Source organism: Micromonospora sp. TSRI0369, from assembly GCF_001905625.1.
Taxonomy (GTDB): Bacteria; Actinomycetota; Actinomycetes; order Mycobacteriales; family Micromonosporaceae; genus Micromonospora; species Micromonospora echinospora_A.
Map to the genome: position 1 here is coordinate 106,891 of NZ_LIVU01000007.1, position 15,331 is coordinate 122,221.

Sequence of the window (15,331 nt, forward strand, 5' to 3'; positions counted from 1 at the left end):
TGAAGACTTTCAACATGGGAGGCAGTGGATGCGGAAGCGATGGCTCGCCCTCGGGGCGAGCACGGTGGTCCTGGCGGCGACTCTCGTACCGGCCGCGCCGGCGATGGCCGCGCCGACGTTCAAGGTCCCGTTCCCGTGCAACCAGTCCTGGTCCGGCCAGACCCGGACCAACCACAGCCCGGCGAACGCGATCGACTTCAACCGCACCGACGACGCCGGTGACCCGGTGGTCGCCAGCGCGCCCGGGACCGTCGACGTGGTCACCAACCTCGGCGACACCAGCTACGGCAAGTACGTCCGGATCAACCACGGCGGCGGCCACACCACCTACTACGCCCACCTGAGCAGCTTCAACGTCTCCGTCGGGCAGACCGTCGGCTACGGCCGCGTGATCGGGTACGTCGGCACGACCGGCGGCTCCACCGGCCCGCACCTGCACTACGAGCAGCGCATCGACGGCAGCTCCGTGAAGATCAAGTTCAACGGCGTCCAGGCGCTCTACTGGGGCACCAAGACCTACACCAGCGACAACGGCTGCGGCGGGACGAACACCGGCGAGGGCACCGTCAACACGGCCGGCTCCCCGCTGACCGTCCGCTCCGGCCCCGGCACCGGCTACAGCTCGGTCGGCACGGTCGCCGACGGGGCGAAGGTGACCATCCAGTGCCAGACCAGCGGCACCAGCGTCAGCGGCACCTACGGCACCAGCTCGATCTGGGACCGGATCGGCTCCGGCCGGTTCATCTCCGACGCCTACGTCTACACCGGCTACGACGGCTACATCCCCGGCGTACCCCGCTGCTGAGCCCGGCGGGCGCGGGGGCGACCGGCCCTCGCGCCCGGACCGGTCAGGAGTTCAGCCGCCACACCGCGAAGTTCAGCGCGGAGGCGAACGTCACCCACGCCCAGTACGGCAGCATCAGCAGCGTGGCCGGCCGGGAGATCCGCCGGAACAGGGCCACCGTCACGCCGATCGCCAGCCACATCAGCACGATCTCGGCGAACGCCAGCCCGTACGCCCCGGCGCCGAAGAACAGCGGGGTCCAGATCGCGTTGAGCACGAGCTGCACCACCCAGGCCCAGAGCGCGGGGCCGAAACCGGCCCGGCGCCAGACCAGCCAGCCGGCGATCGCGATCAGCGCGTAGAGCACGGTCCAGACCGGGCCGAACAGCCACGACGGCGGCGCCCAGGCGGGCTGCTCCAGGCTCTGGTACTCGGCGGAGGTGCCCTGGACACCCAGCCCGCCGATGGCGGCCGCGGCGAAGGTGGCGGCGCCGAAGCCGAGCAGCGCCCACCACTTCCGGGCGCCGGCCGTCCGCCGGGTGACACTCTGCGACATCTCCATGGTCGAGATGTTTCCGCTCAGCGGGGCGGGCAAACGCCGGCGGACAGGCGCACCCGGCCCCGGACACGCAGACGCCGGAGTCCTCGGGCGCCGACGTTCCGATCCGAGGGGGAGGGAACGTCTTGGCCCGAGGACTCCGGCGCGTCGCGCTTCGGTACGGGTTAGGTGTTGAAGATGCTGACGCCGCCCGGGCCGACCAGCAGGCCGACGACGATGAGGACGATGCCCCAGAGGATCTGCCGGCGGAACAGGGCGAGAATTCCGGCGACCACCAACACGACTGCGAGAATCCAGAGAATCAGCTCCATGGCGGCTGGATACCCGTACGTCCGATCCCGGAAACCTCCCGCTCAGTCCAGATGATCTCCCAGGTGGAAGATGCTGTACGCCTGCTTGATCACCGGGTGCGCCACGTTGCGGACCCGCACTCCGCCCGGCGTGGTGCCGCGCTCGGTGCCGTGGTGGGCGTGCCCGTGCAGCGCCAGCGCGGTGGGCGCGGCGTCGATCGCCTGCCCGAGCTGGTAGCACCCGAGGAACGGATAGATCTCCAGCGGCTCGCCGGCGAGCGTGTCGGGCACGGGGGCGTAGTGGGTGAGCGCGACGAGCGCGTCGCAGTCGAGCGAGAGCAGAGCCCCGGCCAGCGCGTCCGCGCTCTCCCGGGTGGTCCGCACGAACGCCTTCATCTCCGGCTCGCCGAAGTCGCTGGCGCACCGCCCGGCGAACCCGCCGCCGAACCCCTTCACGCCGGCCACCCCGAGCCGCCCGCCGGGGGTGTCCACCACGGTGCCGGTGCCCTCCAGCACGGTGATCCCGGCGTCCTCCAGCACCTTCACCACCTGCGGCACCTGGTCGCACTGGTGGTCGTGGTTGCCGAGCACGGTGATCACCGGTACGCCGACATCGCCGAACTCCTGGGCCACGCAGCGCGCCTCGGCCTCGGTGCCGTGCCGGGTCAGGTCACCGGCGAGCAGCAGCGCGTCGGCGCTGCCGGGCAGCTCCTCCAGCGCCGGCCGGAACCGGCCCACCACGTCCTCGTCCAGATGCACGTCGCCCACGGCGGCGATCCGGATCACCATCGAACCTCCCTCACGGCAGTTCCTCGACCTGGGTGGGCGCCTCGGTACGGATCACCCCGATGTCACTGGTGACCGGCGTGTCCGGGAAGCGCTCGGCGACCCGCCGCAGGATCTCCTCCCGCCGGTGCGGGCTCTCCACCTCGCCGTAGAGCACCAGCCCGCTCTCCCGGCGCACCACTGTGATGCCCTGCTCGGCCACCGAGGGGTCCTCGGCGAGCATGCTCTGGATCTCCGCCTCGACGTACTCGTCGGGTGGCACGTCGTGCGACTGTCCGGTCACAGGGTCTCCCTTCCGCCGGGCACGCCGCCGGGCAGCACGTCCAGCCGGTCGAGCAGCACCAGGAACGCCTCCGCGTACGGCGAGTGCTGCGTCTCCTTCCGTACCCGTTCCCAGTCGATCTGTTCCCGCAGCGAGCGGGCCAGCGGCAGGGCGCGGGCGAAGTCGCAGTAGTGCTGCGAGAAGCTCAGCAGCTTGTGCACCATGAGCTGGCTGGCCGAGAGCACCGGCATGTGGATGGCGTCGACCGGGCGCACGATCGTGTCGGCGAACGTCTCCTCGGTCACCGGCGTCTCGACCGGCCGGTGGATCAGGTCCACCATCCGGTCCTCGTCGTAGACCTTGACCAGCCAGTCCTCCGGCGGGCGCTCGGCGGTGAAGCCGGCCTCGACCAGCGCCTCCAGCGCCCGGTCGACGTCCACCTCCCGGAGCAGGAAGTCCACGTCGTGGTCGCTGGAGTGGCCGCCGTGCGCGTACACCGCGAAGCTGCCACCCAGTGCGAACGGGATCTCGGACTGTTTGAGCACGGCGGCGACCTTCTTCAGCGTGTGCACCAGGGTCTCGTCCCCGCGCTCGGCCATCTGCGGCTCCCTCGTCGTCATGGGCGTTGGGATCACGATGCGTACCCGGCTGGCGCTTTGGTCACACCTGTAGCGGCGCGGTTCCGTCCGCTCGGGCAGGAAAGCGACAAATAGGCGATGTGAGCGTCGGTCGGATAACCTCGAAAAGGTGGCCAGCTCACGGCGAGCGCGGCGCGGCAGGGCCCGACTGCGCGCTGTAGCCCTGATCGGCATCGACGGCTCGGGCAAGACCACCCAGGCGCACCGGCTCGCCCAGGCCCTGACCGCCGCCGGCCACCCCGCGACCTATCACCGCAACGCCGGTGGCCGCCGCTGGCTGGGCCGCATCGCCCAACGGGTCGGCCGTGCGGACGCGCAGCGGCTCGTCGGGCGCGACGGCCTGCTCGCGGTCGAGTCGGCGCTGCGGTGGCTGGCCATCGCGCTCGCGTTGCTCAGCTGCCTGGTCACGGGCCGTACCGCGGTGATGGACCGCTGGTCGTTCTGCCAGTACGCGAGCATCCGGGCGCACGGCGGGCAGCGGTGGGAGCGGCTGGCCCGGGCCGGGTACCGGGTCTTCCCGGCGCCCGCTGTGACGTTCCTGCTCACCGTGGACCCGGCCGAGGCGTACCGCCGGATCGAGCGGCGCGGCACCGACCACGAGAGCATGGAATGGCTGACCGACGCGGACACCGCGTATCGGAGGCTGCCGGAGTACGGCGGCTTCGTGGTGGTGGACGGCAGCGGCCCGCCGGAGGAGGTGGCCCGCCGGATCCGGGCGCACCTGAGCGAGTGGCTGCCCGACGATCCGTCCGCCGGTCCCGGCCCGGCTCCGGGCGGCCCGCCGCGTCCGGCCGGCGGGGCGGGCCGCGACGGCCCGGTGCCGGTTCAGGCCCGGCCGTAGACCGGGATGCCGGCGCCGCTCGTGGGCGCCGACTCGGTGGAGGCCAGGAACCGGATCACGCCGGCGATCTCCGCCGGGGGCACCCAGCGCCGGTGGTCGGCGTCGGGCTGGGCGGCCCGGTTGGCGGGGGTGTCGATGACGCTCGGCAGCACCGTGTTGCACCGCACGCCGCGCTGCCGGTACTCGACCGCGACCGCGTCGGCGAACGCCCGCACCGCGGCCTTGGCGGTGACGTAGCCCGAGGCGCCCGGGAACGGCGACACCGCCGCCCGCGCGGAGACGCACACCACGGCGCCGTCGCCGGTCGCGGCCAGGTGCGGCAGCGCCGCGTGGGTCACCAGGTAGGTCGGGCGCAGGTTGAGCCGCAGCATCCGCTCGAACTCCTCGACCGGGGTCTCGTGCACCAGGCCGCCGGCGGCGTACCCGCCGACCAGGTTGACCAGCGCGCGCAGCGGCGCGGCGGGTTCGGCGGTGGCGACCTCGACCGCCCGCGCGGCCCCCTCGGGGGTCAGCAGGTCCGCCTCGACGCGGACCGGGCCGCCGCCGTCCGTCCCGGGCTCCCGCTGGGGTACGACCACCCGCCAGCCGGCGTCCAGGAAGGCGTCGGTGACCGCGCCGCCCAGCCCGCCCGTACCTCCGGTCACCAGCACCGTGCGTTCCGTCATGGACACACGCTAACCAACGGCCCCACCGGCCGTCCGGCGACCCGGCGGCGGCCGTCCGGCCTGCCTGGTCGAGGCCGTCCAGCCAGATCGGGTCGCGCGACGGCGGACCGGCACGTCGCCCGGCGGGACGGACTCGAGCGGACCGGATGAAGCGGCCGGGCTGCGAGAATGGGATCCTTGGCTCGGGTGGCGGGCACGGAAGACGGTAAATTTCCCGATACGCGGTGTCATGGTTGACGCTCACGCCCTCTGAAAGTAAGTTTCATCCGTGGCGAAGAGTTCGAAGATTTCTGCGAGTCACGAGCCCGGTGGACTGATCGTCCACATCAGCGGCCTGCTGCCCTCGCTGTCCCCGGCCGAACAGCGGGTGGCCCGGCTGGTCGTCTCCGATCCGGCGGACGCCGCCCGGCGCACGATCACCGACCTCGCCACCGCCGCCGAGACGTCCGAGGCGACAGTGATCCGCTTCTGCCGCTCGGTCGGCATGGACGGCTATCCCCAGCTGCGGATCCGCCTCGCTGCCGAGGCCGCCCGCCGGATCGAGCCGCCGGACGCGCGGGTGGTCGGCGGCGACATCCCGCCCGGCGCCGACCTGGCCCAGATCATCGCCACCATCGCGTTCAACGACGCCCGGGCCGTCGAGGAGACCGCCGAGCAGCTCGACCCGGCGGTCTGCGAGCTGGTGGTCGAGGCGATCGGCGCGGCCGGCCGGATCGACGTCTACGGCGCGGGCGCCAGTGGCTTCGTCGCCTCCGACTTCCAGCAGAAGCTGCACCGCATCGGCCGCATCGCGTTCTACTTCCCGGACGTGCACACCGCGCTCACCTCCGCCGCCCTGCTCGGGCGCGGCGACGTCGCGGTCGGCATCTCGCACACCGGCACCACGTCCGACGTCATCGAGGTGCTGGAGCAGGCGCGGGCCCGGGGGGCCACCACCGTGGCGCTCACCAACTTCCCGCGCTCGCCGATCACCGAGGTCGCCGACCACGTGCTCACCACCGCCGCCCGGGAGACGACCTACCGCTCCGGCGCGACGGCCAGCCGGCTGGCCCAGCTCACCGTCGTCGACTGCCTCTTCGTCGGGGTGGCCGCGCGCAGCCGGGCCCGGACCAAGAAGGCGCTCGAAGCCACCGCCGAGGCGGTCAAGTCGCGCCGGGTCGGTCCCGGTCGGAGGCGGGGATGACGGCGGGCCGGGTGGAACGCGACGGCGTGGCGGCGATCCGGCCGGTGGTGCGTGTCGGCGCGCCGACCGAGCGCCGCAACCCGCACAGCTTCGACCTCGACCTGATGTCCACCCGGGACGTGCTCACCGTGATCAACGAGGCCGACCGGCGGGTGCCGGCCGCCGTCGCCGCCGTGCTGGACGAGATCGCCGAGACCGTCGACCTGGCGGTGGCCGCGCTGCGTGACGGACACCGCGTGCACTACTTCGGCGCCGGCACCTCCGGCCGCCTCGGCGTGCTGGACGCGGCCGAGCTGGCCCCCACGTTCAACTCGCCCCGGCACTGGTTCTGCTCGCACCTCGCCGGTGGCCCGGACGCCATGTGGCGGGCCGTCGAGGACGCCGAGGACGACGAGCGCGGCGGCGCCGCCGAGGCCGCCGAGTGCGTACGCCCGGGCGACCTGGTGGTGGGCCTGGCGGCCAGCGGACGCACCCCGTACGTCCTCGGGGCGCTCGCCGCGTCCCGGGAGCTGGGGGCCGGTACGGTGCTGCTCTGCGCGAATCCGGAGGCCGAGGCCGCTGCGTCGGTGGACGTCTTCATCGGGGTGGACACCGGGCCGGAGGTGGTCACCGGGTCGACCCGGATGAAGGCCGGCACCGCGCAGAAGCTGGTGCTCAACACGTTCTCCACGGCCGTCATGGTGCGTCTGGGCCGTGTCTACTCGAACCTGATGATCGACATGGTGGCCACGAACGCCAAACTGCGCGGCCGCATGATCTCGATTCTCGTGGAGGCCACCGGCTGCGCCGAGGAGGTCTGCCGGGTCGCCCTGCGGGAGGCCGACGGCGACCTCAAGACCGCACTCGTCGCGCTCGTCTCCGGTGCCGAGGTGCCGGCCGCCCGGGCCGCGCTGGCCCGCTCCGCCCACCAGGTACGCGGCGCGCTGGCTCTGCTCGCCTCCTGAGCGCTCCGGCCCGCTCTTCCCGCCCGATCCACCCGCCCGGCGCATCCGCCAGGCGGGTGCGACGCGTATCACGTGCGGGAGGGGGACGTTCCCGCCCGTACGGATTGTTCAACGAGGCGGAGGGTAATCCTGAGCATGGCTGAACCGACCGGTCCGCGAGCGCGTATCTCGCAGTGACCAGGATCGCAACGACCCGGTGACGCGGCTCGCTGTGTTCATGGAACAGGCAATGGTGCCATTCCATGGGCGAATAGCGATTCAGCAGCTCCGGCAGGCGTCAAAAGCCGTGTCCGGAAGCCGTCCGAACCGGGCCGGTAACAGGAAACATGGACCGGGCTCTCAGCTAGTACTCAGGCATTCGTGACAGTTTCGACTCACGACATGGAATCCCCGACGCGTCACACCTGTTGTGTAGGTGTCAGCACCTACGGGCACAGCGGAGGTTACGGGGAGGGCTGATGAACGTGGGGATGGCAAGGAACCGGGCAACCGGCGCGAGCGAGGGGACCGTGGCAATCGTGGACAAGAACATCGGCATGCGTACCGACGAGGTCGCCGAGGAGCGGGACCTGGTCGGCGTCTACCTGCACGAGATCTCCCGGACGCCGCTGCTCGACGCCGCCCGGGAGGTAGACCTCTCCAAGGCGATCGAGGCGGGCCTCTACGCCGAGCACCTGCTCGACTCAGAGCGCATCCCCGACGGCGTCGACCGGGAGGACCTGGAGCGGCTGGTCGTCGAGGGTGAGCGCGCGAAGGACCTGTTCATCCGCGCGAACCTGCGGCTGGTCGTGTCGATCGCCCGGCGTTACGTGCGCTCCGGGATGCCCATGCTGGACCTGATCCAGGAGGGCAACACCGGCCTGGTCCGGGCGGTCGAGAAGTTCGACTACGAGCGTGGCTTCAAGTTCTCCACCTACGCGACGTGGTGGATCCGCCAGGCCATCAGCCGGGCGATCGCCCAGCAGGAGCGGACCGTACGGCTGCCCGTGCACCTGGTCGAGGACGTCAACCGGATGCGCAACGTGGCCCGGCAGCTCACCCGTGAGCTGGGCGCCGACCCGGAGCCGGAGCAGATCGCGACCGCCCTCGGCGTGACCGTCGAGCGGGTCAACGAGCTGGTCCGCTGGTCGCAGGACACGGTCTCGCTGGACACGCCGGTCGGTGACGACGGCGACACCAATCTCGGTGACCTGGTCGCCGACAGTGACGCGCCCTCGCCCGAGGAGATCGTGCTCACCGGCCTGGAGCGGCAGCGGATCGAGGGTCTGCTCAACCACCTCGACGACCGGTCCGCCGGCATCATGCGGGCCCGGTACGGCCTGGAGGACGGGCGCGAGCACTCGCTGACCGAGGTCGCGTCGCGGTTCTCGCTCTCCCGGGAGCGGATCCGCCAGCTGGAGATCCAGGCCCTCGGCCGGCTGCGTGAGCTGGCTCGCGCGGAAGGGCTGCAGGCGGCCTGACCTGGTAGTAATTGAGACAACGAACGGCCGGCGTCCGACAGGGGGACGCCGGCCGTTCGCCGTCCGCGTCGATCAGACCCGGCCGTAGCCGGCGATCGACATGATGTTCATACCGCGTTTGCTGACGTTGCGTCCGGCGCTCGGCGCGTCGATGATCTGGCCGTTGCCGACGTAGAGCGCCACGTGCCCGAGCCCGGAGTAGAACACCAGGTCACCCGGTTTCAACTCGCTGCGGCTGATCCGCGTGGTGGCGTTCCACTGCCGTGCCGCGCTGTGCGGCAGCGACTTCCCGGCCACCCGCCACGCCGCGAGCGTGAGACCCGAGCAGTCGTAACTGCCGGGGCCGTCCTGGCCGTAGCCGTAGGGCTTGCCGACCGCGCCGTAGGCGTACCGCACGGCCTTGCCGGCGTCCCCGGAGACGGCCGGAGGCTTGCCCGCCGAGCCGGCGTTGCCGGGCGCCTCGGTGGCCCGCCCGTACGCCCTGCGCCGCATCTCGTAGAGGCCGGCCAGGTCTCCCTCGATCCGCGTCTTCGCGGCCTTGAGCTGCTTGGCCTGCGCCGCCTCGCGGGCGAGCGTGACGTCCAGCTGGGTCTTCTGGTCGATCAGCCGCTGCTGGTCGGCGGTGAAGCTGGAGAGAGTGCGCTGGCGCTGGCGGGTGAGCTGGTCCAGGGTGCCCAGCCGCTCCGGCAGCGTGGCCTGGCCGCCCGGGTCCAGCAGGGCAGCGGCGGTACGCATGCCGCCGGTCTTGTACGCCGTCGCCGCCAGCACGCCCACCTCGGCGCGGCTGCGCTCGGCCTGTTCCTGCAACGGCCCGATGCGGGCCTCCAACGTGGCCGCGGTGGCCTTGTTGGCCTTGATGTCCTCGTTGAGCTTGTTGTAGGACTCGACGATTCGCTCCAGCTCAGTCGAGGACTTCTCGATCTGCTTCGTCAGCTCGGCGGGGGTGGGCTCGGCCCGAGCCACCTGCGCCGGGGCGAGCAGCGCGGCCGAGAGGCCGGCCACCGCGAGCGAGCGGAGCAGCATCCGTAAGGACGACAAGAGCGGAAAGCTCCTCTCCCACCGGTCGCCGGGCGCGTTCGCGACCCGGCGACACCGGCCCGGGGCCATCCGGGTGGATGGCTGTCGACCGGGCCGACCTGCACAACCTAACCCGTGATCGGAGTGGCCGGGAGTTCAAGCAGGGGCGAAAGTTGGCAAAGTGGCGGAAAGTGGCGATGGTGCCGCATGGTGTGTCTCGCCCCATTGGTCGTTCTGGGCGGATGTCGTCAGCCACCGCCACGCAAAGTCAGGACAAAGGCGGAAATCGCTCTCTCTTTCCGGCGGGCCACCCGGGGCAGGCCCGGCGGGCAACCGTCGAAAACCCGAGGTCAGGTGGCGGACCCGCAACACAATGAAGCCCGGAACCGGGATTCCCGCACGGGATCCGCGTCCCCGGGAGGCCGCCGTGCAGACCGACCGCTCCGCCACCCAGCCGCCCCGACCGGCCACGCCCAAGCTGCTCTACGCCCGGCCCGGGATCGTCGTCACCGCCGAGCGCTTCACCGTCGGCCGCAACACCTGGCCGGTGGCCGAGATCACCCAGGTGCGGACCGACCGCGGCCCGCACGACCGGCTCGCGATCCGCGCGGTCGTCGTGTCCGCCGCGATGATCGCCGCGGTCGGGGTGCTGCTCGGCTTCACCGGCGGCCTGCACCGGCTCACCGCCGGGGCGTACCTCCTGCTCGGCGGGGTCGGGCTGGTGCCGCTGCTGCTCGTGCTGATCGGCGACCGCTGGCGGCCCCCGGCGCACGAGCTGTGGGGACGCGTCCGCGGCACCGAGGTGCTGCTGTTCAGCAGCGACGACGAGCGGCAGTTCGGTCAGGTCAGCCGGGCGCTGCGCCGCGCCCGTGAGGCGGCGCGCATGGGCGGCTGGGCCGACCCGCCGCCGGCCGAGCCGTGGCGGCCGCCGCGGTGAGCGGCGCTCAGCCCGCGACCGGCTCCGGGGCACGCGGCCGCTGCTCGGCCGCCACCCACTGGCTCACCCGCCGCTCGGCGTAGAACGAGACGAACGGCACGGTGCCGGCGAGCATCACCAGCAGCATCCGCTTCAGCGGCCACTCGGCCCGGCGGGACAGGTCGAACGTGAGCGCCAGATAGAGCATGTACAGCCAGCCGTGCGCCACCCCGACCACGCCCACCACGCTCGGGTTGTCGAAGCCGTACTTCAGCGGCATGCCGATCAGGACCAGCACCACGAGCGCCACGCCCACGATCCAGGCGATCACGCGGTACCGGGTAAGGGCTCCGCCCACCGTCGTCCGTCCTTCCGCACCGGCCTCAGCCGGGATAGTCGCCGGGCCGGGCGCCCGGATTGGCGTTCAACCAGGATAGATAGCGGTTGTACGCGGCCAGCTCGGCGTCGTCCGCCCCGTCCGCCGGGGCGGCCGGCACCCGCACGACGCGCACCGGACGGCGTACCGCCGGGACGGCGTCGGCCGGCTCGGGGCCGGCGGCGGCCGACGGCGCCGGGTCGCCCGCCTGCTGCGCGTCCGCCGGCTCGGCCCGCAGCGCCTGCCGGACCTCACGCCACCAGACGAAGATCACGAAACCCGCGAAGACCGGCCACTCGATCGCGTAACCGAAGCTGATCGCGTTCCCCCCGACGGCGCGGGTGACCTGCCACCAGCCCAGCCCGAGGCAACCCGCCACCAGCACGACCATGGCCACGTGGCGGACGATCCACGCCGGTGTCCAGAGCCGATTCATGCCCACGAGAGTACCGGGACTCCCCGGGCGTCTCCGACACGGCGTCGTAGCCCGGGCGGTGGTTTGGTGACACGCCCGCTGGGCATCCGAACAGGTGCCAACCCGAACGAGACGAGGGGGCGACGATGACCGAATCGGTACGCCGGGACGCGAGCCCGGAACAGCGGGTCGCGGAGTGGGACGGCGACCACGCCCGCACCGTCGACGGCGAGCAGCTCGGGGTGGACCCGGTGGAGCTGGGCGACGAGGACCTGGTCCGGGAGATGCAGAGCCTGCACCGCACCCGGCTGGACACGCTGCGCCACGCCACCGACTCGGCGCTCGCCAACCACCTGCGGCGCACCGCCGAACTCGAGACCGAGTACCTGGCCCGGCACCCCGGCCGGGAGGTCGACCCGAGCCGGTTGCGGGACGCCTGATGGCCAGCCACGCCGAGCGCGGCATGTCCGCGCCCCCGGAGGTGGTGTTCAACACCGCGACCGACCCGGACCGCTCCTCGGCCTGGCTGCCCGAGCGGCTGCGCAACTCCGGCACGTGCCGGGTCGAGGTCGTCGACGCCGACGACATGCGCGCCCGGTGGAGCGCCGCGGACTGGTCCGCCGAGATCGACGTGGAGCCGGCCGGCGCGGGCGGCGCCCGGGTGCGGCTCGACCTGGCCGGCCCGGACCACGACCTGGCCGACGAGATCCTGGCCAACCTCGACCGCGAGGTGGCCGACAACCTGACCGCCGGATGAGCCCGGCCCGCACGACGAGCACGAGGAGGCCGGGTTGACCGGGAGTGGCCTGAAGCAGAAGGTGGCGCGCCTGCGCCAGGCGTACGCGCCGCACGAGCACCGGCCGCTGGAGGGCTACCTGAAAGCGATGGGCACGTACGCGGGCGTGACAGCCGCGCTCGTCGGCCTGGTCCGGGCGACCGGCCGGCCGGTGCCCGAACGGCCCACGCCGGCGGACGTGGTGCTGCTCTCGATCGCCACGCACAAGCTCAGCCGGCTGCTGTCCAAGGACGCGATCACCAGCCCGCTGCGGGCGCCGTTCACCCGCTACGACCACCCGATCGGCAGCGGCGAGGTGATGGAGCAGGTCCGCGACGAGGGCAGCCCCACCCGGCACGCGCTCGGCGAGCTGGTCAGCTGCCCGTTCTGCCTGGCGGTCTGGGTGGCCACCGGGCTCACCGGCGGCCTGGTGCTGGCGCCCCGGCTGACCCGGCTGGTCGCCACCGCGCTGACCGCGGTGGCCGCCTCCGACTTCCTCCAGATGGGGTACGCGGTCGCCCAGCAGGCGGCCGAAGGGGATCGCCACGAGGCGTGAACCACGGACACGAAAGGGGGCCGGCTCGCCGGCCCCCTTTCCCGTGTCTCCCACCGTCAGGTGGGGGTGGTGCCGTGGTCCTCGCCGGCCCAGCCGCGCGACGCCTCCGGTTCCCGCTCGTCCTCGTCCTCCCCGGTGATGACCTCCCGGTCCACAGCGGTCCGGTCGTGCTCGTTGGCGAAGTCCGGCTCCGGGAGCGTGTCGACGCCCTCCGGAGGCTGGCCGAGCGCCGCCAGGTGCTCGTGGTCGGGGTTGCGGTCGGTCATGTCGCGTCCTCTCGTCGGCGGGGGCTCAGGCGACCGTGCCGCCCAGCAGATCGGCCGCCTCGTCCGCCGCGTACTCGCCCTGGGGGAGCGCGGCGATCCGGGTGAGCAGCTCCGCGGGGAGTTCGGCGGCCACCGCCCGGCGGTAGATGTCCGCCTGAGTGATCCGCTCCTGGCCGTGGTAGATGTCGTCGAGCAGGTCGTCGAGCGGCCGGGTGTCCGGCTGCTCGGTCACGGGCGCGTCATCGGTCACGCCGACCACCTACCCGGCGCCGAACCGGTCAAACTCGCCCCAACCCCGCTCAGGCCCGTGCCGCAAGCGTGGCCCGGCGGGCCTGGACGGCCTGCGCCAGGTGCTCCAGCACCTCGGCCGTGGTGTCCCATCCGATGCAGGCGTCGGTGACCGACTGGCCGTACGCCAGTTCCCGGGTCGGGTCCAGGTCCTGCCGGCCGGGCGACAGGAAGCTCTCCAGCATGATGCCGACGATCCCGCGCTGACCGGCGGCGAGCTGGGCCGCCACGTCCGCCGCGACCAGCGGCTGGTTGCGGTGGTCCTTGCCGCTGTTGGCGTGGCTGGCGTCGACCACCACCCGCTCCGGCAGGCCCGCGGCCCGCAACAGCTCCAGCGCCCCGGCCACCGACTCCGCGTCGTAGTTCGGCCGGCCGCCCCCGCCGCGCAGCACCAGGTGCCCGTCCGCGTTGCCCCGGGTGTGCATGATCGCCGGCGTGCCGGAGACGTCGATGCCGGGGAAGACGTGCGGCACACCGGCCGCCCGGATCGCGTCCACGGCGGTGGCGATGCTGCCGTCGGGGCGGTTCTTCATGCCGATCGGCATGGACAGCCCGGAGGCGAGCTGCCGGTGCACCTGGCTCTCCACCGTCCGCGCGCCGATCGCGCCCCAGGCCACCGTGTCGGCGATGTACTGCGGAGTGATCGGGTCGAGGAACTCGCAGCCCACCGGCAGACCCAGGCGCAGCACGTCGAGCAGGAGCGCCCGCGCGGTACGCAGACCGGTGTTCACGTCGCCGGAGCCGTCCAGCGCCGGGTCGTTGATCAGGCCCTTCCAGCCCACCGTCGAGCGCGGCTTCTCGAAGTAGACGCGCATCACCACGAGCAGGTCGTCGGCGACCCGCGCGGCGGCCTCGCGCAGCCGGCCCGCGTACTCCAGGGCGGCGGCCGGGTCGTGCACGGAGCACGGGCCGACGACGACGAGCAACCGGTCGTCGGCGCGGTCCAGCACCCGGCCGACGGCACGCCGGCCCGCCACGACGGCCTCGGCCAGCGGGGTGTCCAGTGGCAGGTGGTGGTGCAGCAGGGCCGGGGTGGTCAGCGGCACCACACGGTCGATGCGCTGGTCGATGACCCGATGGGCGTCCTGGGACGTGGTCACGGTGGGGATTCCTTCCGCCGACCGTGCCCCCGTGCCGGGTCCGGGGGATCGAGCCGGCTGCTCGCATACGAAAGGGCAGGGAAAAGAATCCCTGCCCGGCCGGCTCGAAGAGGTAAGTGACGTCAGCTCATGGTCGAGTCACCGGCTCCTCCAGCCGGCTGCCTAAACCATCGATACGACCGCGTCACGTCGGCCAGCGTACCCGACGCGCGCCGGAAAGCCCGCTGTCGTTCCGAAGTGCGGAACGCGGGGTATGTGATCGGCATGACCACCAGCCATGACCCCAGTGACCAGGAACGGATCGAGTCCCGAGCGCATCTGCTGCCGGAGGAGGCGGCGGCGGGCAGCGACGACGCCGAGGCGCAGGCCGACGCGATCCTCACCGAGTCCGACATCCGCGAGGCGGACCAGAACGCCGCCCCCGACACGGTGCTGGAGCACCGCACCTCCGAGCAGACCGTCACCCCCGTCGAGCCGCCCGACTGAGCGTCGCGCCCCGGGCCCGGCGGGAACCCCGGTAACTGTCGTCCCGCAACCGGGCCAGCGGGCCGGCCAGGCGCAACCCCGGCGGCACGTTGCCGATCGGATCGAAGGCGAGCGCGGCGTCCTCGGCGGCGCCGCGCTCGTCGTCGAGGCGTACCTCGCCGAACGGCCGCCACCGGCCCACCGCCGAGGCCGCCGCCAGCACCAGCCGGGGCTCGTCGGCCGCGACCGCCGCGCCGGCCTCGGCCAGGCCGCGACCCAGGTCGGGTGACTCCGGGTCGGTCAGCACGGCCAGGAACAGCCGCCGCCCGCCGGCCCGGAACGGCATGATCGACGTGTACGTCCCGGTGAAGCGCCGCCGGGGCAGCGGCAGGTTCCGCAGCACCGGCGCGGCGCCGCTGGAACTGAACAGCAGGTCCACCGGCGGCTCCGGGTCTCGGTGCAGCCGCACCGCCACGCCCAGCACGTCCGGCCAGCGGCCCGGCGTCGGCACACCCTTGGAGAGACGGATCGTGGCCGGCCACCGGCCCGGTGAGTCGAGCAGCGGAACCCCGGCCGGCGGTCCCGGCGTACCCCAGATCCGGGCCTCGCCGCCGAACGTGCGCCCGGCCGGGTGCAGCAGCCGGGCGTGCCGGAGCCGGGCCAGCGCGGCGGCGGCGCGCTCGACGGCGGACGGTGTGGTGGCGGCCATGCCCGCACGGGTACCCCGGCGCGCACCGACGATGCT

General features: G+C 72.8%; 22 protein-coding genes and 1 pseudogene. 10 read left to right on the plus strand and 13 right to left on the minus strand.

What is annotated here, in order from left to right:
- Positions 1 to 28 precede the first annotated feature (28 nt).
- The gene (locus tag AMK25_RS23665) at positions 29 to 805 is read left to right on the plus strand and encodes a M23 family metallopeptidase (RefSeq protein ID WP_073830595.1); all 777 of its coding nucleotides are present in this window, start codon (positions 29 to 31) and stop codon (positions 803 to 805) included.
- 43 nt (positions 806 to 848) lie between these two features.
- On the opposite strand, the gene AMK25_RS23670 is transcribed toward AMK25_RS23665, so the two are convergent.
- The 5 genes and pseudogenes from AMK25_RS23670 to AMK25_RS23685 form a co-directional block, all read right to left on the minus strand.
- A complete protein-coding gene (locus AMK25_RS23670) occupies positions 849 to 1,346 on the minus strand; it encodes a TspO/MBR family protein (RefSeq protein WP_073830597.1) in 498 nt (165 codons plus the stop codon).
- Between the two features lie 161 nt (positions 1,347 to 1,507).
- Positions 1,508 to 1,654, minus strand: coding sequence for a GPGG-motif small membrane protein (locus tag AMK25_RS32475; protein ID WP_013288160.1), 147 nt, complete (start codon positions 1,652 to 1,654; stop codon positions 1,508 to 1,510).
- Positions 1,645 to 2,422, minus strand: a pseudogene (locus AMK25_RS23675) (metallophosphoesterase family protein). The gene AMK25_RS32475 and the pseudogene AMK25_RS23675 overlap by 10 nt, the downstream one beginning before the upstream one ends.
- A 10-nt stretch (positions 2,423 to 2,432) precedes the next feature.
- Entirely contained in the window at positions 2,433 to 2,642 is a 210-nt protein-coding gene (locus AMK25_RS23680; RefSeq protein ID WP_221454666.1) for a hypothetical protein, read from the minus strand.
- A 56-nt stretch (positions 2,643 to 2,698) separates the two neighbouring features.
- Complete coding sequence (locus AMK25_RS23685) at positions 2,699 to 3,280, minus strand: nucleotidyltransferase (RefSeq protein WP_073830601.1); 582 nt, start codon at positions 3,278 to 3,280, stop codon at positions 2,699 to 2,701.
- Between the two features lie 148 nt (positions 3,281 to 3,428).
- On the opposite strand from AMK25_RS23685, the gene AMK25_RS23690 reads away from it, so the two are divergent.
- A complete protein-coding gene (locus AMK25_RS23690; RefSeq protein ID WP_073830602.1) occupies positions 3,429 to 4,160 on the plus strand; it encodes a dTMP kinase in 732 nt (243 codons plus the stop codon).
- On the opposite strand, the gene AMK25_RS23695 is transcribed toward AMK25_RS23690, so the two are convergent.
- Entirely contained in the window at positions 4,145 to 4,825 is a 681-nt protein-coding gene (locus AMK25_RS23695) for an SDR family NAD(P)-dependent oxidoreductase (RefSeq protein ID WP_073830603.1), read from the minus strand. The two genes, AMK25_RS23690 and AMK25_RS23695, sit on opposite strands and share 16 nt — an antisense overlap.
- Positions 4,826 to 5,093: 268 nt before the next feature.
- On the opposite strand from AMK25_RS23695, the gene AMK25_RS23700 reads away from it, so the two are divergent.
- The 3 genes from AMK25_RS23700 to AMK25_RS23710 all read left to right on the plus strand — a co-directional run bounded on the left by AMK25_RS23700 (position 5,094) and on the right by AMK25_RS23710 (position 8,412).
- Positions 5,094 to 6,008, plus strand: coding sequence for a MurR/RpiR family transcriptional regulator (locus AMK25_RS23700; RefSeq protein WP_073830605.1), 915 nt, complete (start codon positions 5,094 to 5,096; stop codon positions 6,006 to 6,008).
- Positions 6,005 to 6,952 (plus strand): N-acetylmuramic acid 6-phosphate etherase, encoded by a 948-nt coding sequence (locus AMK25_RS23705; protein ID WP_073830606.1) that lies wholly within the window; start codon positions 6,005 to 6,007, stop codon positions 6,950 to 6,952. Before AMK25_RS23700 ends, AMK25_RS23705 begins: the two co-directional genes overlap by 4 nt.
- Before the next feature lie 470 nt (positions 6,953 to 7,422).
- Positions 7,423 to 8,412, plus strand: coding sequence for a sigma-70 family RNA polymerase sigma factor (locus AMK25_RS23710; protein ID WP_073830704.1), 990 nt, complete (start codon positions 7,423 to 7,425; stop codon positions 8,410 to 8,412).
- Positions 8,413 to 8,484: 72 nt separating this feature from the next.
- Here the strand turns inward: AMK25_RS23710 and AMK25_RS23715 are convergent, their stop codons facing one another.
- Positions 8,485 to 9,450, minus strand: coding sequence for a C40 family peptidase (locus tag AMK25_RS23715; RefSeq protein ID WP_073830607.1), 966 nt, complete (start codon positions 9,448 to 9,450; stop codon positions 8,485 to 8,487).
- A gap of 406 nt (positions 9,451 to 9,856) precedes the next feature.
- Between AMK25_RS23715 and AMK25_RS23720 the strand changes: the two genes are divergently transcribed.
- Positions 9,857 to 10,366, plus strand: coding sequence for a DUF6232 family protein (locus AMK25_RS23720; protein ID WP_073830608.1), 510 nt, complete (start codon positions 9,857 to 9,859; stop codon positions 10,364 to 10,366).
- A gap of 7 nt (positions 10,367 to 10,373) precedes the next feature.
- Here the strand turns inward: AMK25_RS23720 and AMK25_RS23725 are convergent, their stop codons facing one another.
- Positions 10,374 to 10,703, minus strand: coding sequence for a DUF3817 domain-containing protein (locus tag AMK25_RS23725; RefSeq protein ID WP_073830609.1), 330 nt, complete (start codon positions 10,701 to 10,703; stop codon positions 10,374 to 10,376).
- Between the two features lie 25 nt (positions 10,704 to 10,728).
- On the minus strand, positions 10,729 to 11,157 hold the full coding sequence (locus AMK25_RS23730; RefSeq protein WP_073830610.1) for a hypothetical protein: 429 nt from the start codon (positions 11,155 to 11,157) through the stop codon (positions 10,729 to 10,731).
- Between the two features lie 125 nt (positions 11,158 to 11,282).
- On the opposite strand from AMK25_RS23730, the gene AMK25_RS23735 reads away from it, so the two are divergent.
- From AMK25_RS23735 to AMK25_RS23745, 3 genes are read left to right on the plus strand one after another with little or no spacing between them, the layout of a single operon-like run.
- Positions 11,283 to 11,576: a DUF6158 family protein gene (locus AMK25_RS23735; RefSeq protein ID WP_030502251.1), complete on the plus strand. Its 294-nt coding sequence runs from the start codon at positions 11,283 to 11,285 to the stop codon at positions 11,574 to 11,576.
- Complete coding sequence (locus tag AMK25_RS23740) at positions 11,576 to 11,893, plus strand: SRPBCC family protein (RefSeq protein WP_030502250.1); 318 nt, start codon at positions 11,576 to 11,578, stop codon at positions 11,891 to 11,893. Before AMK25_RS23735 ends, AMK25_RS23740 begins: the two co-directional genes overlap by 1 nt.
- Positions 11,894 to 11,927: 34 nt before the next feature.
- Positions 11,928 to 12,467 carry a DUF1360 domain-containing protein gene (locus AMK25_RS23745; RefSeq protein WP_073830611.1) on the plus strand — a complete coding sequence of 180 codons (540 nt, stop codon included), beginning with the start codon at positions 11,928 to 11,930 and terminating at the stop codon, positions 12,465 to 12,467.
- A 56-nt stretch (positions 12,468 to 12,523) separates the two neighbouring features.
- Here the strand turns inward: AMK25_RS23745 and AMK25_RS23750 are convergent, their stop codons facing one another.
- The 3 genes from AMK25_RS23750 to AMK25_RS23760 are packed head-to-tail and all read right to left on the minus strand — an operon-like array spanning position 12,524 to position 14,130.
- Positions 12,524 to 12,733, minus strand: a complete 210-nt coding sequence (locus AMK25_RS23750; protein ID WP_073830612.1) for a hypothetical protein — start codon at positions 12,731 to 12,733, stop codon at positions 12,524 to 12,526.
- Between the two features lie 25 nt (positions 12,734 to 12,758).
- Entirely contained in the window at positions 12,759 to 12,992 is a 234-nt protein-coding gene (locus tag AMK25_RS23755) for a hypothetical protein (RefSeq protein WP_018786980.1), read from the minus strand.
- A gap of 40 nt (positions 12,993 to 13,032) precedes the next feature.
- Positions 13,033 to 14,130: a 3-deoxy-7-phosphoheptulonate synthase gene (locus tag AMK25_RS23760; RefSeq protein WP_073830613.1), complete on the minus strand. Its 1,098-nt coding sequence runs from the start codon at positions 14,128 to 14,130 to the stop codon at positions 13,033 to 13,035.
- A gap of 255 nt (positions 14,131 to 14,385) precedes the next feature.
- Here AMK25_RS23760 and AMK25_RS23765 point away from each other — a divergent pair, with 255 nt between their 5' ends.
- Positions 14,386 to 14,607: a hypothetical protein gene (locus tag AMK25_RS23765; RefSeq protein ID WP_013288141.1), complete on the plus strand. Its 222-nt coding sequence runs from the start codon at positions 14,386 to 14,388 to the stop codon at positions 14,605 to 14,607.
- Here the strand turns inward: AMK25_RS23765 and AMK25_RS23770 are convergent.
- The gene (locus AMK25_RS23770; RefSeq protein WP_073830614.1) at positions 14,582 to 15,295 is read right to left on the minus strand and encodes a phosphodiesterase; all 714 of its coding nucleotides are present in this window, start codon (positions 15,293 to 15,295) and stop codon (positions 14,582 to 14,584) included. The genes AMK25_RS23765 and AMK25_RS23770 overlap by 26 nt on opposite strands.
- Positions 15,296 to 15,331 lie beyond the last annotated feature (36 nt).

What these genes read in the sequence shown, in the direction of transcription:
- AMK25_RS23685 (WP_073830601.1), bottom strand. Translation starts at nt 3,280, where the DNA reads ATGGCCGAGCGCGGGGACGAGACCCTGGTGCACACGCTGAAGAAGGTC.
- AMK25_RS23730 (WP_073830610.1), bottom strand. Translation starts at nt 11,157, where the DNA reads ATGAATCGGCTCTGGACACCGGCGTGGATCGTCCGCCACGTGGCCATG.
- AMK25_RS23670 (WP_073830597.1), bottom strand. Translation starts at nt 1,346, where the DNA reads ATGGAGATGTCGCAGAGTGTCACCCGGCGGACGGCCGGCGCCCGGAAG.
- AMK25_RS23710 (WP_073830704.1), top strand. Translation starts at nt 7,423, where the DNA reads ATGGCAAGGAACCGGGCAACCGGCGCGAGCGAGGGGACCGTGGCAATC.
- AMK25_RS23665 (WP_073830595.1), top strand. Translation starts at nt 29, where the DNA reads ATGCGGAAGCGATGGCTCGCCCTCGGGGCGAGCACGGTGGTCCTGGCG.
- AMK25_RS23765 (WP_013288141.1), top strand. Translation starts at nt 14,386, where the DNA reads ATGACCACCAGCCATGACCCCAGTGACCAGGAACGGATCGAGTCCCGA.
- AMK25_RS23740 (WP_030502250.1), top strand. Translation starts at nt 11,576, where the DNA reads ATGGCCAGCCACGCCGAGCGCGGCATGTCCGCGCCCCCGGAGGTGGTG.
- AMK25_RS32475 (WP_013288160.1), bottom strand. Translation starts at nt 1,654, where the DNA reads ATGGAGCTGATTCTCTGGATTCTCGCAGTCGTGTTGGTGGTCGCCGGA.
- AMK25_RS23695 (WP_073830603.1), bottom strand. Translation starts at nt 4,825, where the DNA reads ATGACGGAACGCACGGTGCTGGTGACCGGAGGTACGGGCGGGCTGGGC.
- AMK25_RS23770 (WP_073830614.1), bottom strand. Translation starts at nt 15,295, where the DNA reads ATGGCCGCCACCACACCGTCCGCCGTCGAGCGCGCCGCCGCCGCGCTG.
- AMK25_RS23735 (WP_030502251.1), top strand. Translation starts at nt 11,283, where the DNA reads ATGACCGAATCGGTACGCCGGGACGCGAGCCCGGAACAGCGGGTCGCG.
- AMK25_RS23705 (WP_073830606.1), top strand. Translation starts at nt 6,005, where the DNA reads ATGACGGCGGGCCGGGTGGAACGCGACGGCGTGGCGGCGATCCGGCCG.
- AMK25_RS23750 (WP_073830612.1), bottom strand. Translation starts at nt 12,733, where the DNA reads ATGACCGACCGCAACCCCGACCACGAGCACCTGGCGGCGCTCGGCCAG.
- AMK25_RS23680 (WP_221454666.1), bottom strand. Translation starts at nt 2,642, where the DNA reads ATGCTCGCCGAGGACCCCTCGGTGGCCGAGCAGGGCATCACAGTGGTG.